Below are 15,071 nucleotides of genomic sequence, written 5' to 3' on the forward strand. Positions count from 1 at the left end.
GCGGCGTCAACCGCGCCTTCCGACATTCCTACCGCGTCAGTCAGATCCAAAGGGGTCACTCGGGCCCATGCGCCAATTCGGGAACGTCATGCGCCCCGGCCGAGCCGCGACCAGAAAGCGACGGGTTCTCCATGAAGAAGCGGTGACAGCTGAACATCGGCCGATCCTCGGCCCCGACATCCGGCGTGGCGCGCAGATAGCGGCCGTTGCCGTCCAGTATCCAGCTTTGTGCCTCGTCAAAATTGTTCGCGGCCATGATCTGACTGACGATCTGCGCCTTCACCGTGGCGTTCTTGATCTCGACCAGCGTCTCGACCCGGCGCAGCAGGTTGCGCCCCATCCAGTCCGCCGAGGACATGAAGACCCGCGCGTGTTCCGACGGTAGCCCGTGGCCCGAGCCGAAACAAACGATTCGCGAGTGCTCAAGGAAGCGGCCAACGATGGACTTGACCCTGATGTTTTCCGAAAAGCCCTTGATGCCGGGCCGGATCGCACAGATCCCGCGGATCACCAGACTGATCTGCACCCCCGCCTGACCCGCCGCATAAAGCGCGTCGATGACGTCAGGATCGACGACCGAGTTCATCTTGGCCCAGATCTGCGCAGGCCGTCCGGCGCGGGCGTGATCGGCCTCGCGCGCGATCAGCTCGATCAAACGGTCTTTCAGCGAGATCGGCGAAATCGCCAGATTCTCCAGCATCTCGGGCTGCGCATAGCCGCTCAGATAGTTGAACACCCGCGCCGCGTCGCGCCCCAGTGCGGGCTCACAGGTGAACAGGCTGAGGTCGGTGTAGATGCGCGCGGTGATCGGGTGATAGTTGCCCGTGCCCCAGTGCGTATAGGTGACCAGCTTGTCCCCTTCACGCCGGACCACCGCCGAAATCTTGGCGTGGGTCTTGTAGTGGATGAAGCCGTAAACGACATGCGCGCCCGCCCGTTCCAGACGGCGCGACTGGCGGATGTTGGCAGCCTCGTCAAAGCGGGCTTTCAGCTCGACAAAGGCGGTGACGGATTTGCCTGCCTCGGCCGCTTCGCACAGCGCGTCAACGATCGGGCTGTCGCGCGACGTGCGGTAGAGCGTCTGCTTGATCGCCAGCACGTTGGGGTCGATGGCGGCCTGCTTGAGGAAGCGCACCACCATATCGAACGTCTCGTAGGGGTGGTGCAGCAGCATGTCCTTTTGGCGAATCGCCGCGAACATGTCGCCGTCGTGGTCCTGGACACGCTCGGGCACGCGCGGGCTGAACGGCGGCCATTGCAGATCGCGCCGCCCGTCGACCACCAGTTCCTTGACGTCGGACATGCCGACCAGCCCGTCCAGTTCGATCACCTCATCGGGGGTGACACCCAGTTCATGCATGATCAGCGCGCGGAGCGACGGTTCGGCCCCGGCGGTCAGGGTCATGCGGACCACTTCGCCCCGGCGGCGGCGTTTGAGCGCGACCTCGAACTCGCGCACCAGATCCTCGGCCTCTTCCTCGACCTCCATGTCCGAATCGCGCAGCACGCGGAAGGCACAGGAATTACGGACGACATAGCCGGGGAAAAGGGCGTGCAACTGGTCGAGCAGCAGCTCTTCCAGTGGCAAGAAGCGGTAGGCCAGCCCCTCGGCGGGCAGGCGGATGAACCGGTCGATCTGCTGCGGCACCGGCAGCAGGGCGCTGCGGCGCAACCCGTCGGCCTTGCGCTCGATGGTCAGGGCCAGACAGAAACCGGCGTTCGGGATGAACGGGAAGGGGTGCGCCGGGTCGATGGCCAGCGGCGAGAGCATCGGGAAGACATTGGACAGGAAATATTCGTCCAGAAAGGTCCGATCCTGCGGCGTCAGCGCCTGCCGGTCGAGGATGAACATGTTCTCCTCTTCCAGCTTGGCGCGCAGCACGCCGAAGGTTTCCTGCTGGTTGGACAGCAGTTGCCGCGCGTCCTCGTTGATCTGGTCGAGTTGTTCTTGCGGCGTCAGGCCATCGGTCGAGGGCGTGGTGTTGCCCGCCCGGTACAGCTCGCGCAGGCCCGCGACGCGGACGGTATAGAACTCGTCCAGATTGGTCGCCGAGATCGACAGGAACCGCACCCGTTCCAGCAGCGGCACGCGGGGGTTTGACGCCTCATCCAGCACCCGCCAGTTGAACGCGACCCAGGACAGCTCACGGTTGAAAAACCGCGCAGGCGAGGCCGGGTCAAACCCCTCAGGAGGGTCGATCGGATCGGGGAACGGGCCGTGGAGGAAATCTGAGGTGCTCATAACGCTCCGATATCCCGGAATTGCGACAGTTTGGTGATGGTCGCTCATGATGCCGCGTCTGGGTCGGGATTGTCGAGATCCTCGGCCAGAACTTGTCGCGCAAGATCACGGGTGATGCGGCGCTTGGTTTGCAGCCCCAGCCGGTCAAGCCGGGCGACAACGTCACCGGCAGCGGCCAGAGAGCGCTCCATCCGGCTGAGTAGGAAGTCGATCAGCGCAGGCTCGACCCGCAACTGGCGGTCGGTGAACAGTTTGACCAGCACGGCGGCCAGCAGCCCCTCATCCGGTTCGGCCAGCGCTGGATGCGCGGCGGCGGACAGACGCGAGACCAGATCGGGCAGCAGCAGACCCCAGTCGCGCACCGGCACCGGCGCGGTCAGCAACAATTGCCCCTTGCCGCGCAAGTGGTTGACCAGATGGAAAAGCGCCTCTTCGCCCGGTGTTTGCGCCAGTTTCTGGGCGTCGTCGATCACCACGCAGCGAGGGGCTTCTTCGGACAGAAGGGCGGGCAGTGTATCGACCAGCGTCTCGGGTGTCTGCCAATGGGCGCCAACCCGCGCGGCCCAGACATGGGCCAGATGCGTCTTGCCCGAACCGGGGGGGCCGATCAGCACGGTCAGCCCGGCGGGCAATCCGCGCGGGTCGTCCAGCGCCGCCAGCGCGGTCGCGTTCGAGGGCGCGACAAGGAAATCCTCGCGCCCCATGGCCGCCGCGCTGGGCAGCGCGAGCGACAGTTGTTCGACGGGTTTAACCACGGGGATCGGGCTGATCCGCTACGCGCGGTGCGCTGACACGGACGTTGCGCCGACCGGCGGATTCGGTGCCCTCATAAAGCGAGCTTTCCTGATACACCTCGGTGGCATGGCGTACCATGACGCCGATGGCGGCAGCGACCGGTACAGCGACCAGCATGCCGACAAAGCCAAACAGCGCGCCAAACACGCTGAGGGCCAGAATCAGCCAGACCGGGTGCAAGCCTACCGATTTGCCCACCAGTTTGGGCGTCAGCACGTTGCCCTCGATCGCCTGCCCGCCAATATAGACCGCGGCGACAAGTCCGACCTGCACCCAATCGCCCCAGAACTGCACCAGCCCCAGACCCAGCGCCAGCGTGCCGCCGACCAGCGCGCCGACATAGGGGATGAAGGTGATCAGCCCGGTGATCGCCCCGATCACCAGCCCGAATTGCAGCCCCACCAGCCCCAGTCCGACGGCGTAGTAAACGCCCATGACCAGACAGACGGTGCCCATCCCGCGCACGAAAGCGGCGACGGTACGGTCGATTTCCGAGGCCAGACGCCGGATCACCGGGGCGTGGTCACGTGGCAGAAGTTCGTCGATGCGCGCGACCATATGGTCCCAGTCGAGCAACATGTAGAACGCTACCACCGGCACCACGACAATCAGCAGCACGATGTTGAGCACCGAGGCCGCCGAGCCCAGAATCGCCTGCGCCAGTTCACCGCCGCGCGACTGAACCGCTTCGCCCAGCGAGGCCAGCGACTGACGCAGGGTCGAATTCTCGTCCATCAGCGACGGGAAACGATCGGTCAGCAGATCGGTCAGCTGGGTTGTCCGCTCGGGGATCGAGGTGAACAGCGCCTGCAACTGCTGCGCCAGCGTCGGTACGATCAGCAGGATGCCGAGCACGAAGATCAGCGTCGCGCCCAGCGAGATGGTCACCGTCGCAGCGGTACGCCCCATGCCCAGCCTTTCCAGCCGGTCAGCGACCGGATCAAGGAAATAGGCCAGCGTCATGCCCAGCACGAAGGGCAGCAGCACATCGCCCAGAAACCAGAGCACCAACACCAGAAGGGCCGCAAAGACCCCCCAGAACTGCAACTGGCGTCGGACAGGCAGGGCCATGGATCAGATCTGCTTTTCCGGCATGCGCACGACCAGACCCTCAAGCGCGGGGGTCACCTTGATCTGGCAGGTCAGGCGCGACAGGCGCTGGTCGGGCTCGAAGGCGAAATCGAGCATGTCCTCTTCCATCGGGTCCTTGGCCGGCAGCTTCTCGACCCAGGACTCGTCGACATAAACGTGGCAGGTCGAGCAGGCGCAGGCCCCGCCGCAATCGGCCTCGATCCCCTTGACGCCATTGTCGCGCGCGCCTTCCATGACCGTCAGGCCGACGGGGACGTCCACGACATGCTCGGTGCCGTCGAATTCCAGATAGGTGATCTTGACCATAGGTGCCTCGTTCGTCCGTCGTGTGAAGGGGTCGCGTGTGGTTTGGTTCCGTTCCGACATAAGGCACGCGCCGGGCTTTTACCAGACATGCGCGCCGGGCGCTTCGCCGCAAAATCGTGCGGCAAGCGCCCGCTGCCCGCCGTTTCCTTGCCCGGAAAATGCCCGCTTTCAGCGGCAGATTGGGGGCAACAATAGAAACAATGCGCCGAATCGGTGCCCGGGGTCTCATGACACGCCTTGTCCTCCCTCTCATCTTGTCTCTTGCGCTGGCAGCCTGCCAGTCGACGCCTGTCCAACCCGAAGCCCAACGCGCCGAGGTCACGCCGCTGATCGGTCAGACGCTGACCCCGCCGGATGGCGCCTGCTGGGCGAATGACCGCATTCCCGCCGTGACCGAAACCGTGCTGGTGCCGGTGGCCGGCCGCGAGGGCGTTCATCCGCAAGAGCGGCTGGTTCATCCGGCCGAAGATCGCCTCTTCGCCGTGCCGTGTCCCGAGCAGATCGACACCGACATGATCGCGTCCTTGCAGCGTGCGCTGGCGGCACGGGGGCATTACGCCGGACCGATCACCGGCGAATGGGACAGCGAGACCTCGCAGGCCGTGCGCCGGATGCAGGCGCCGCAGGGGCTGGATAGTGGTGTGCTGTCGCTACAGGCGGCGCAGATGCTGGGGTTGGTGACGGTGTCGCGCGCGAATATGTGAGGGCGCGTGTCGGGGGGCTGCCGCCCCCCGACCCCCCTGCCCAAAGGGAGGAGCACGCTCCCCCCTTTGGAAGCCCCCCGTGGATATTTTTCAGACAGATGATGGGCGCAGCGGCAGGCTGCGCTTTTGGCGTTCAGCGCCAGAGGTGGGCGTAGCTGGCGAAGGCGCCTTGCAGTTTGGCCATCGCCCGCAGGCGGGGCGAACGGCGGCCGGTTTGGCCGCTGGCGAGGCGCTCGACGGCCAGTTCGGGCGCGCAGGGTTGGCGGGTCAGCGGGTCGAGATACCGCGGGTAGGCGATCAGCGCGGCATGGGTGAGGCGGGTCAGGTCAGGGCGAGGGAAGACGCTGGTGCGGCGTTCGGGCACGGTGCCACGGTCGTCGGTCAGGCCCCAGCCTGCGTAAAACGGTGCGCCAAGGGTGGTGACGGGGATGCCGCGCAGCAGGGCCTCGAAGCCAAGGCCCGAGGTGAGGGTCCAGACCCGGTCGGCGAGGGTAAGGGCGGATTGGGCGTCGGTATGGTTCAGGACCAGATCGGCGAGCGTTTCTGCGTCGTCCACCGTGCCGGGGCGCAAGCCCGCCTCGACATCGGGGTGGGGTTTGTAGAGCACGATGGCTTGGGGAGAGGCATCGCGCACCGCTTGCAGAAGCGCGCGGTTGGTGCGGATGTCGGTGGTGCCGAGGCGGATCGAGGCGTCATCCTCGACCTGACCGGGGACAAGGATCACCGGCGCGTCCGGGTGCGCGGCGCGCAGGGCGGCGACCTGGGCCGCGGTGTCTGACGACGCGGGGGAGAGGTTGTATTTCGTCACGCCGCTGGCCAGAATCGCGGCACGCAGCCGGTCGGCCCGCTCGGCGCCGCCGGGCGGCAGGGGCGCAGCGATCAGCGCTTCAAGGCGGCTCTCGCGCGTGGGATCGTAGTAAATGCCGCGATCATCGACGGCCAGCGACAGCGGCGGGACCAGATCGGCCCCCAACCCGCGCGAGCGCAGAAAGCCATCCTCGATGCGCAAGCCGTTGAAATCGGCAGGGGCGGTTGAGGCCCAGGCAAGCGTCGCGCCCTCATCACCAAAGCGCACCGGTGTCTCGCGGCCAAAGAACGCCTGAATCGCCCCACGCTTCCAGCGCCGCATGCCGCGGGCGATATGACCCTTGCGGTCCTGACGGTAGGCGGTGAGGCGGGCCTCCATCTGGTCGACGACCTCTTCGAAGGCGCAAAGCCGGTCGCGCAGCGGGTCGTACCAGAGCGGATACTCCAGCATCGCCAGCGCGAACAGCTGGGTGCGGGTCAAGACGCGTTGGCGGCGCGGCACGGGGTTTTCATCGGCGCTCAGCCCCCAGCCCGCGTAGAAGGGCGCACCAAAGACTCGTGGCCGGTGGCCTGCGAGGATCGCCTCGAACCCGACCTGAGAGGCGACAGTGTACACAGCCACGGCCCCTTCCAGCAGCGACCAGGGTGAATGGGGGCCGTCGACGAACGACACAAAGCCCTGCGCATCCTTGGCGCTGTAATAGCCGGGACGCGCGCCCGCCATGCTTTCGGGGTGGGCGCGGATCAGGATGCGCGCGCCGGGGTTTTCCTCTTGCGCGATGATCAGCATTTCGCGGAACAGCCGCTCGGCGGGTTGCGGCGCGCCGTGGGTGAGCGAGGCATCGCTGCGCACCTGATCGATGATCAGCACATAGCCCGGTTCCGGCGCGGGCAGGGCGAGGTCATGGGTGTTGTATTTTGACAAATGCAGCGCGCGCAGCCGGTCGATGCCGGTGCGGGCCCGGGCGATCAGCGCGCCGTCGTCCAGCGGGTGTGATGCCAGAAGGCGTTCCAGATCAGAGGGTTGTGCAGGGTCGTAGTGCATCCCGGCGCGGTCCAGCAGCAGACCCATCGGCGGCTCGCCGCGCAAACGGCCCGGGTTGATCGAGCGGATCCAGGCGTCCTCGATGCGCCACAGAGGCGCGCCCGAGCGCGCGGCGAGGGCTTCGGCCCGGTGCGCGCGCGGGCTGTGGCCCCAGGCGAGCACGGCGTCTTCCGCACGGGGCCAGCCCAGACGCGGGCGCGCAGCGGCCAGCTCAAGAATACGGCGGATGCGGCGGGCCTGAGCCGACGGCCCCAGAAATCCGCCGCTGGCGGCGAGCAGGCGTCCGGCAAAAGGAGAGGGGTCAGTAACCATGGCGAACCGGGCGCGCCACCAAGGGCGCGCCCGCTGCGATCACGGGGAGGTCGCGTCATTATACGCCGACACCGCCGATCCGGTCAGGCTGAGCGAACCGGACAGGGCTGCGATCTGACGGTTCCAGGTCACCGCCGAGGCTTCGGTGACATAAAGCGTGTCGCCATCGCGAATCTCGAAATCGCGGGCCAGGAACATGCCGTTGGGTGCCGTCAGGTCCAGAACATAGGTGATGCGCTGATCCCCCACGAGACCCTGCTGACCCAGCACGTTGCGCGCAATTTCCGCCGGTTCGTCGCGGAACACGAAAACGCCGGTCGGATCTGCGCGGGTGGCGTCCAGACCGCCGACCTGTGCCAATGCTTCGATCGCGGTGATGGTCGGTTGGTCGAAGGTGATCAGCGCCTGCGATCCGGTCGCGCCCAGCACGGTAAAGCGGCGGTTGTCGGCATCGACCGAAATCCGGTCGCCGCCGCGCATGGCAATGTCCAGTTCGGGGTGGGCGAAAAGATCGCTCAACCAGACGCGGTCGGTAATGCCGCCGCGCGCGACGGTGACAACGGCAGTTTCGCTTGGCACGCTGATGCCGCCCGCCGAAGCGATCATCGCCGTCAGGCGCAGGTTGGGCCGCGCGATGGGATAGACGCCCTGCGCACCCACGCGCCCGATGACGCTGACGGTTGCGCCATCGCCTGCGGTGCGGCTGACATAGACCTGCGGATCGGGCGTCTGCTGGTCGAGCTGGCGCGCGATGGCCGAACGCAGGGCTTCGGGCGACTGGCCCGAGGCGCGGACGCGACCGGCGAAGGGCACGTAAATATAGCCCTGATCGTCGACCTGCAGCTCGGTCAGCCGCGCACCGGGGGTGTCGGCCGAGGTCAGCAGACCTTCGGGCACGTTTTCGAACACAGTGACAGAGACGGTATCGCCGGTGCGGATGGTGTCGCCCGCAAGAACGCGTGCTGACCGCAACGCATCCGAAAAGCCAAGCGACAAGGGGACGTTGGCGGCACGGTTCACGCGGTCACCGACGGCGACGATATAGGCGTTGCCTTCGCGCAGGACCGAACCTGCGAAAATCTCGTTCATGCTGGGCCCGGGACGCGGTATGCCGCAGGCGCTGAGGCCCGCCACAAACACACCGAGCGCCAGCGCTGATGCGCGGCGATAATGTCTGACAGTCACTGCTCGGGCTCCTTTGGTGGATCTGCCTCAAGTTTTTTACGCAAGTATAGACAGAGATACAGAAATTTCCAAGTGGGATGTCGCGGACCCCGGCAGAGCACGCGCCGTAGTGGCGCAAGCGGTTCTCGGACAGTTCGCGCGTGACAGTTGTACGGCGCAGAGCAACGGCGCGGTGTAGCAAGATGAGGGGGGCTGAGCGCCGACAACAGCCCGGATGTTGTGGCTGGAGCCATGCGGCAATGGACTGACATTGGATGTCAGACGTTCTTCAGGGCACCAGCCGCAGGTGTTGCCGCGGAGCCGCACGTCCCGCGATCAGGGCGCTGTACGGGTCTTCCGGCGACAGGATCAGATCGACCACCTGCCGCAGCAACTGACGTCGCCCGGCTGCCGAATAGAATCCACCGGGAAGCTGCGATGTCTCCAGCAGGAACCGGCGATAGTCGCGATAGGCTTTCAGATCGGGCCGGGTCGGATGGGCAAAGAATTCAGGGAGTGGCTGGGTCGAGACGAACTCGGGCTTGTCATAGACGGCGCTGCCAAACACCTTGAGCGGCATGCCCCGCCAGAGCACCTGCTGGGCGGCGGTCGAGTTCACCGTCACGGCCGAACGCGCATGGTTGAGCAGTGCGGCCAGCTTGCCGCCCCGGATGAAATGCACCCGCTCCGCGACACCTGCCACAGCCGCCAGCCGCGCGATATCCGCTTTGAGCCGTGTGCGCCCGTCTTCCAGCGGGTGTGCCTTGAACACCAGATGATGATGCTGGGGCGCCCCACTGGCAAAGCCCTGAATCGCCATCTCCAGAAACTCGGTCATCGTGCGAAACGGGGAGTGCTGTTGGAAGCTCGCGTCATGCTCTAGCTGCAACAGGGCCAGATGATAGGGGAAGCCGCCAGTCCGCACGCGCCGGGTCGCCAGGCGGCGCTCGATGGCGTGGAAGGGCATGGCGATCAACCGGTTGAGGTGCAGGCGGAATTCCTGCGTGACACTCAATGCACGGTGCGGGCGGAAGCCGCGGTAGGCACCATTGGCCAGCAAGAGCCGCGCGTGATAGGCAAAGCCGTAGAAAACATGGTGCCGCATGTCGCCCCAATGCGCAGGCGCATCGATCAGGTCGGTTTCGCAGGCCTCAAGCGCATGGCGCATTTCGGGGATCGACAGGTCCATCAGCCGCGAATGCCCGTTCGAGCCGCCGCGCTCATAGCTGACCCACCAGGGGCGCAGATAGCCTTCTTCGAACACATGCACGGTGATGCCGCGCGTCTGGGCGCGGGCGACCGCCTCGGCATGGATAAAGCGCGTGTCGCCGTAGAGCACCAGATCGGTGATGGCGAGATTGTCAAAATGGGTTTCAACGGCTGCAGGCCAATCCTCTTGGCGGCCGGTATAGGGGATGTAGCCCTGCCGCCCCCAATAGGCCTGATCCCCCCGGTTGAAGCCGACGCGCCAAACCTCAGCCCCCGCCCGGCGCAACATCGCGCCCAGCTGGTTGAAAAACGGACCATGCGGCCCCTGCAAAAACAGGAAGCGCCGGTCATCGCCGGTCGTTCTGATCATAGGTTGGCCCGCCTGCTGCCCGTGGGGTGTTCCCCTTTTGCGAAAAGGATGCCAGAGATTGAGCCAAGCATAAAGCCCGAAGGTGACCAAAGCGTGGCCTCTCGGGCGTCGGATCGGGGAAATACGCTCATGTTTACAGGCATTGTAACGGATATTGGCCAAATCCTGGCGCTGGAAGAGCGCGGCGACCTGCGCGCGCGCATCGGTACGCGCTATGATGTCGAGGGCATCGACATTGGTGCCTCCATCGCCTGCGACGGGGTCTGCCTGACCGTTGTGGCACTGGGTACAACACCGCAGAACTGGTTCGACGTAGATATCTCGGCCGAGACGGTGAGCAAGACAGCCATCGGACCCAACAGCTGGGCCGCCGGAAAACGCGTCAATCTGGAACGCGCGCTGAAGGTGGGCGATGAGTTGGGCGGGCATATCGTGTCCGGCCATGTCGACGGGGTTGCCGAGGTGGTCGGTATGGCGCGCGAGGGCGATAGCACCCGCGTCACCTTCCGCGCCCCCGAGGCACTGGCGCGCTTTATCGCACCCAAAGGCTCGGTGGCGCTGAACGGTACGTCGCTGACGGTAAACGAGGTGAACGGGCGCGAGTTCGGCATCAACCTGATCCCGCACACGCAAGAGGTGACGACCTGGGGCGATGTGGTCGTTGGCGACGCGATTAACCTCGAGATCGACACACTGGCCCGCTACGTTGCCCGCATGCGCGACTGGGACGCCTCGCTCTGACCTGAGCGACCGCGCGGAGAGCCCTGCGGGCTCAAGCCTTTGCGTGCGTTTGAGGGGCGCTGCCCCTCTGGCGCGTGCCGCGCCATTCACCCCGGGATATTTAGCGAGCAAAGAGCGGCGTTAACGACGGGTTAACCGCGCTTTCTTTGCTCTTCAAATATCCTCGGGGGGTGAATTCGCTGAAAGCGAAGAGGGGGGCGGAAAGCCCCCCTTCTTCTTTCCATGCAAAAAGGCCCCGCGCGAGGGCGGGGCCTTTTGTTTGTGTCAGCCGATCAGCTCTTGGCGAGGTCGCGCAGCACATAGTGCAGCACGCCGCCATGCTTGACGTAGTCGACTTCGATTTCGGTATCGATCCGGCATTTCAGTTCGATCGTTTTGACCGTGCCATCCGCGAAGGTGATCGTGCAGGGCACCGTCGACAGCGGTTTGATGTCGTCGGACAGGCCTTCGATGCTCACCACTTCCTTGCCGGTCAGGCCCAGCGATTTGCGGGTGTCGCCGCCGGTGAACTCGAACGGGATCACGCCCATGCCAACGAGGTTCGAGCGGTGAATACGCTCGAAGCTTTCGGCGATCACGGCCTTGACGCCCAGGAGATTGGTGCCTTTGGCCGCCCAGTCGCGCGACGAGCCTGCGCCGTATTCGATGCCGCCGAAGATCACCAGCGGGGTGCCGGCGTCCATATAGGCCATCGCAGCGTCGTAGATCGAGGTTTGTGCCCCGTCCGGCCCGTTGGTGTAGCCGCCCTCGACGCCGTCCAGCATCTCGTTCTTGATGCGGATATTGGCGAAGGTGCCGCGCATCATGACTTCATGGTTGCCGCGACGCGAGCCGTAGCTGTTGAAGTCTTTCACCGCGACCTGACGTTCGGTCAGGTATTGGCCAGCCGGGGTCGTCGCCTTGAACGAGCCTGCGGGCGAGATGTGGTCGGTGGTGATCATGTCGCCCAGCACCGCCAGCACGCGCGCATCGGTGATCGGGGCGATATGCCCTTTCTCGGCCGACATGCCGCGGAAATACGGCGGGTTCTGGATGTAGGTCGAGGTCGGCGGCCAGTCGTAGGTTTCACCGCCCGAGACTTCCACGGCCTGCCATTTGGCATCGCCCTTGAACACATCCGCGTATTTCTCGAGGAAGGCTTCGCGGGTCACGACCCGGTCGACCAGTTCAGCGATCTCGGCATCGGTCGGCCAGATGTCTTTCAGATAGACATCCTTGCCATCCGGCGTCTGCGCCAGCGGTTCGGTGGTCAGGTCGATGTTCATGTCACCGGCCAGTGCATAGGCCACGACCAGCGGCGGCGAGGCCAGGTAGTTGGCGCGCACGTCGGGCGAGATGCGCCCTTCGAAGTTGCGGTTACCCGACAGCACCGAGGTCGCGATCAGGTCGTTGTCGTTGATCGCTTTCGAGATCTCGGGCTGCAGGGGGCCCGAGTTGCCGATGCAGGTGGTGCAGCCAAAGCCGACGATGTTGAAGCCGACGGCGTCGAGGTCTTCCTGAAGGTTGGCCGCTTTCAGGTATTGCTCGACAACCTGCGAGCCGGGGGCCAGCGAGGTTTTGACCCAAGGCTTGCGGTTCAGGCCCAGAGCGCGCGCCTTGCGCGCCACCAGACCGGCGCCGATCAGCACATAGGGGTTCGAGGTGTTGGTGCACGAGGTGATCGAAGCGATCACCACCGAGCCGTCACGGATCGCGTAATCCTCGCCCTCAACCGCGGCGGTTTTGCGGATGTCGACAGGTTTGGTCGCGACCGGGCCCTCATCGGCCATGTCCTTGGCCGCTTCGGTGATGTCGATGCCGCGGTAGCCGGCGACGACTTTCTCGAACTCTTCAGCCGAGGCGGTCAGCGCAACATAGTCCTGCGGGCGCTTGGGGCCCGAGATCGCGGGGACGATGGTGTCCATGTCCAGCGACAGGGTCGACGAGTAGATCGGCGCATAATCCGCGCCGCGCCAGAAGCCGTTCTCTTTGGCATAGGCTTCGACCAGCGCGATGCGGTCCTCGTCCCGGCCGGTCTGACGCATGTAGCGCAGGGTCTCGGCGTCGATCGGGAAGAAGCCGCAGGTGGCGCCGTATTCCGGGGCCATGTTGGCGATCGTCGCACGCTGGGCCAGCGGCAGATTGTCCAGACCTTCGCCGTAGAATTCGACGAATTTGCCGACAACGCCGTGTTTGCGCAGCATTTGCACGACTTTCAGCACCAGATCGGTGCCGGTGGTGCCTTCCATCATGCGGCCGGTCAGCTTGAAGCCGACGACCTCGGGGATCAGCATCGACACGGGCTGGCCGAGCATCGCGGCCTCAGCCTCGATCCCGCCGACGCCCCAGCCCAGAACGGCCATGCCGTTGACCATGGTGGTGTGGCTGTCGGTGCCGACCAGCGTATCGGGATAGGCGACCTGCTCGCCGTTCTGGTCCTTGTCGGTCCAGACGGTCTGCGCGAGGTACTCAAGGTTCACCTGGTGGCAGATGCCGGTGCCGGGGGGCACAACGCGGAAGTTTTCAAACGCGGTCTGGCCCCATTTCAAGAACTCATAACGCTCCATGTTGCGCTCGTATTCCAGATCGACGTTGCGCTGGAAGGCGCGGGGCGTGCCGAACTCGTCGATCATCACCGAGTGGTCAATGACCAGATCGACGGGGACCAGCGGGTTGATTTTCTGGGCGTCGCCGCCGAGGCCCTTGATGCCGTCGCGCATGGCGGCAAGGTCAACCACGGCGGGAACGCCGGTGAAGTCCTGCATCAGCACGCGGGCGGGGCGATAGGCGATCTCGCGCGCGCTTTTGCCGCCGTTGTCGGCCCAGTCAGAGAACGCTTTGACGTCATCGACCGAGACGGTGAAACCGCCATCTTCGAAGCGCAGCATGTTTTCCAGAACGACTTTCAGCGAAGCGGGAAGCTTGCTGAAGTCACCCAGGCCAGCGGCCTGAGCGGCGGGGATCGAGTAATACGCAATCGATTGACCGCCAACAGTCAGCGTCTTGCGCGTCTTGGCGGTGTCTTTTCCGACGAATACAGTCATTGGGGGAGGCTCCCTTCGGGTCAAGAGGGGTTTGGCTGAGGCTGCTCATGCCTTATCTGGCCCCGTCGATCAAGGGGGTGAGGGTGTTTTTGTATACCATTGTGCACAAAAAGATCCTGACGACCGGGGCGCAAGACCACCCCGACGGGACGCAGGGCAGGGCGCGAAACCCCGTCCTTGAAAGGGTATCGGGCGGTCTCCGGGTCACGCATCGTTGCCGAGCTGTCACAAGGCGGTGTAACGCAGCGCCAGGCGGTTGCCGTCGCTTGCACCTCGGCGCATTTGCCGGTTGAGTAGCCACAAGTTGCAGGAGTGGGGAATGACGCTGATCGCACGGATGCGGACAGGCATCGGATCGCGGACCAGAAACGGATCGATGCGCGCAGGCTTGGTCGGCGCGCGCCGGGTCTGTGGCTCGGCGGCGCTGGCTGTTGTTCTGGCCTCGGGCGCTGTGGCGCAGGGCACGCCGACAACCACGGTCGATCATCCTGTTCTGCTTGAGCTTTATACCGCGCAGGGCTGCGCCTCGTGCCCGCCCGCCGATGAGATGATGCTGGAGCTGGCCGGTCGCGACGATGTCGTCGCCCTGTCGCTGCACGTGGATTACTGGGATTATATCGGCTGGGCCGATACCTTCGCGCAGCGCGCCTATACCGAACGTCAGCAGCGCTATGCCCGCCGGTATGGCCACTCGACCATCTACACGCCGCAGGTGGTCATCAACGGCACGCAGATCATGGAAGGCTATCTTGTGATGCAGGTGATGGATGCCATCACCGCGCAGCGGGATGATCAGGCCGAGGTCTCGCTGACCCTTGCGCGCACCGAGGATGGCGCGTTGCAGATCACGGCCACGCCGACCAGTGCCGCCGCACCGCAGATCGCCATGGCCTCGCGCCGCTCGGCGATCACCGGGATGCAGACCAATACGGTTGTCGGCACGCTCAGCATGGGTGGCTCGGCGCAGGCCGGGTCGGAAGCACCGGGCGCGGTGCCGGCGCCACGACCGGCTGTCGGCCCCTACACGGTGCAGCTGGTGCGGTATCATCCGATGGAAACCGTCGATATCCGCGGCGGTGAAAACGCCGGTCGCGTGGCGCAATACGCCAATATCGTCACCAGTTGGGAACCCGTGTCGAGCTGGGACATGCTCTCGCCGCTCAGCCTGACGGTGCCGCTGGAAGGGGATGACCCCGCTGTGGTGATCATTCAGGAAAGCGGGCAGGGCGAGGTCATGGCGACGGCGCGCATCCGCTGATCG

11 protein-coding genes are annotated in these 15,071 nt (G+C 65.2%); 3 read left to right on the top strand and 8 right to left on the bottom strand.

Annotation, left to right across the window (positions count from 1 at the left end):
* Window positions 1-55 precede the first annotated feature (55 nt).
* Genes EAE28_RS09825 through EAE28_RS09840 form a run of 4 tightly spaced genes read right to left on the bottom strand, consistent with a single transcriptional unit; the run spans window position 56 to window position 4,435 of the window.
* A complete protein-coding gene (locus EAE28_RS09825) occupies window positions 56-2,242 on the bottom strand; it encodes an RNA degradosome polyphosphate kinase (protein ID WP_127105674.1) in 2,187 nt (728 codons plus the stop codon).
* 44 nt (window positions 2,243-2,286) lie between these two features.
* Entirely contained in the window at window positions 2,287-2,997 is a 711-nt protein-coding gene (locus EAE28_RS09830; protein ID WP_246022324.1) for an HdaA/DnaA family protein, read from the bottom strand.
* Window positions 2,990-4,108: an AI-2E family transporter gene (locus tag EAE28_RS09835; RefSeq protein WP_127105675.1), complete on the bottom strand. Its 1,119-nt coding sequence runs from the start codon at window positions 4,106-4,108 to the stop codon at window positions 2,990-2,992. The genes EAE28_RS09830 and EAE28_RS09835 overlap by 8 nt, the downstream gene beginning before the upstream one ends.
* A 3-nt stretch (window positions 4,109-4,111) precedes the next feature.
* Window positions 4,112-4,435: a 2Fe-2S iron-sulfur cluster-binding protein gene (locus tag EAE28_RS09840; protein ID WP_127105676.1), complete on the bottom strand. Its 324-nt coding sequence runs from the start codon at window positions 4,433-4,435 to the stop codon at window positions 4,112-4,114.
* Between the two features lie 227 nt (window positions 4,436-4,662).
* On the opposite strand from EAE28_RS09840, the gene EAE28_RS09845 reads away from it, so the two are divergent.
* On the top strand, window positions 4,663-5,139 hold the full coding sequence (locus EAE28_RS09845; RefSeq protein WP_246022325.1) for a peptidoglycan-binding domain-containing protein: 477 nt from the start codon (window positions 4,663-4,665) through the stop codon (window positions 5,137-5,139).
* A 133-nt stretch (window positions 5,140-5,272) separates the two neighbouring features.
* On the opposite strand, the gene EAE28_RS09850 is transcribed toward EAE28_RS09845, so the two are convergent.
* From EAE28_RS09850 to EAE28_RS09860, 3 genes are all read right to left on the bottom strand, one after another.
* Complete coding sequence (locus tag EAE28_RS09850) at window positions 5,273-7,303, bottom strand: capsular polysaccharide biosynthesis protein (protein WP_127105678.1); 2,031 nt, start codon at window positions 7,301-7,303, stop codon at window positions 5,273-5,275.
* 39 nt (window positions 7,304-7,342) lie between these two features.
* Entirely contained in the window at window positions 7,343-8,392 is a 1,050-nt protein-coding gene (locus EAE28_RS09855; protein ID WP_127106004.1) for a polysaccharide biosynthesis/export family protein, read from the bottom strand.
* Between the two features lie 364 nt (window positions 8,393-8,756).
* Window positions 8,757-10,046, bottom strand: coding sequence for a capsule biosynthesis protein (locus EAE28_RS09860; RefSeq protein WP_127105679.1), 1,290 nt, complete (start codon window positions 10,044-10,046; stop codon window positions 8,757-8,759).
* Between the two features lie 129 nt (window positions 10,047-10,175).
* Between EAE28_RS09860 and EAE28_RS09865 the strand changes: the two genes are divergently transcribed.
* Complete coding sequence (locus EAE28_RS09865; protein WP_127105680.1) at window positions 10,176-10,787, top strand: riboflavin synthase; 612 nt, start codon at window positions 10,176-10,178, stop codon at window positions 10,785-10,787.
* 272 nt (window positions 10,788-11,059) lie between these two features.
* Here the strand turns inward: EAE28_RS09865 and acnA are convergent, their stop codons facing one another.
* The gene (gene acnA / locus EAE28_RS09870) at window positions 11,060-13,810 is read right to left on the bottom strand and encodes an aconitate hydratase AcnA (protein WP_127105681.1); all 2,751 of its coding nucleotides are present in this window, start codon (window positions 13,808-13,810) and stop codon (window positions 11,060-11,062) included.
* A gap of 319 nt (window positions 13,811-14,129) precedes the next feature.
* Between acnA and EAE28_RS23720 the strand changes: the two genes are divergently transcribed.
* Window positions 14,130-15,068, top strand: coding sequence for a DUF1223 domain-containing protein (locus EAE28_RS23720; protein ID WP_164736601.1), 939 nt, complete (start codon window positions 14,130-14,132; stop codon window positions 15,066-15,068).
* Window positions 15,069-15,071 lie beyond the last annotated feature (3 nt).

Source organism: Pararhodobacter zhoushanensis (assembly GCF_003990445.1).
In the GTDB taxonomy this organism is placed as follows: domain Bacteria; phylum Pseudomonadota; class Alphaproteobacteria; order Rhodobacterales; family Rhodobacteraceae; genus Pararhodobacter; species Pararhodobacter zhoushanensis.

Excerpts from the sequence above, each read along its gene's own strand:
- EAE28_RS09825 (WP_127105674.1), bottom strand. The coding sequence starts at position 2,242 with ATGAGCACCTCAGATTTCCTCCACGGCCCGTTCCCCGATCCGATCGAC.
- EAE28_RS09835 (WP_127105675.1), bottom strand. The coding sequence starts at position 4,108 with ATGGCCCTGCCTGTCCGACGCCAGTTGCAGTTCTGGGGGGTCTTTGCG.
- EAE28_RS09840 (WP_127105676.1), bottom strand. The coding sequence starts at position 4,435 with ATGGTCAAGATCACCTATCTGGAATTCGACGGCACCGAGCATGTCGTG.
- EAE28_RS09845 (WP_246022325.1), top strand. The coding sequence starts at position 4,663 with ATGACACGCCTTGTCCTCCCTCTCATCTTGTCTCTTGCGCTGGCAGCC.
- EAE28_RS09850 (WP_127105678.1), bottom strand. The coding sequence starts at position 7,303 with ATGGTTACTGACCCCTCTCCTTTTGCCGGACGCCTGCTCGCCGCCAGC.
- EAE28_RS09855 (WP_127106004.1), bottom strand. The coding sequence starts at position 8,392 with ATGAACGAGATTTTCGCAGGTTCGGTCCTGCGCGAAGGCAACGCCTAT.
- EAE28_RS09860 (WP_127105679.1), bottom strand. The coding sequence starts at position 10,046 with ATGATCAGAACGACCGGCGATGACCGGCGCTTCCTGTTTTTGCAGGGG.
- EAE28_RS09865 (WP_127105680.1), top strand. The coding sequence starts at position 10,176 with ATGTTTACAGGCATTGTAACGGATATTGGCCAAATCCTGGCGCTGGAA.
- acnA (WP_127105681.1), bottom strand. The coding sequence starts at position 13,810 with ATGACTGTATTCGTCGGAAAAGACACCGCCAAGACGCGCAAGACGCTG.
- EAE28_RS23720 (WP_164736601.1), top strand. The coding sequence starts at position 14,130 with ATGACGCTGATCGCACGGATGCGGACAGGCATCGGATCGCGGACCAGA.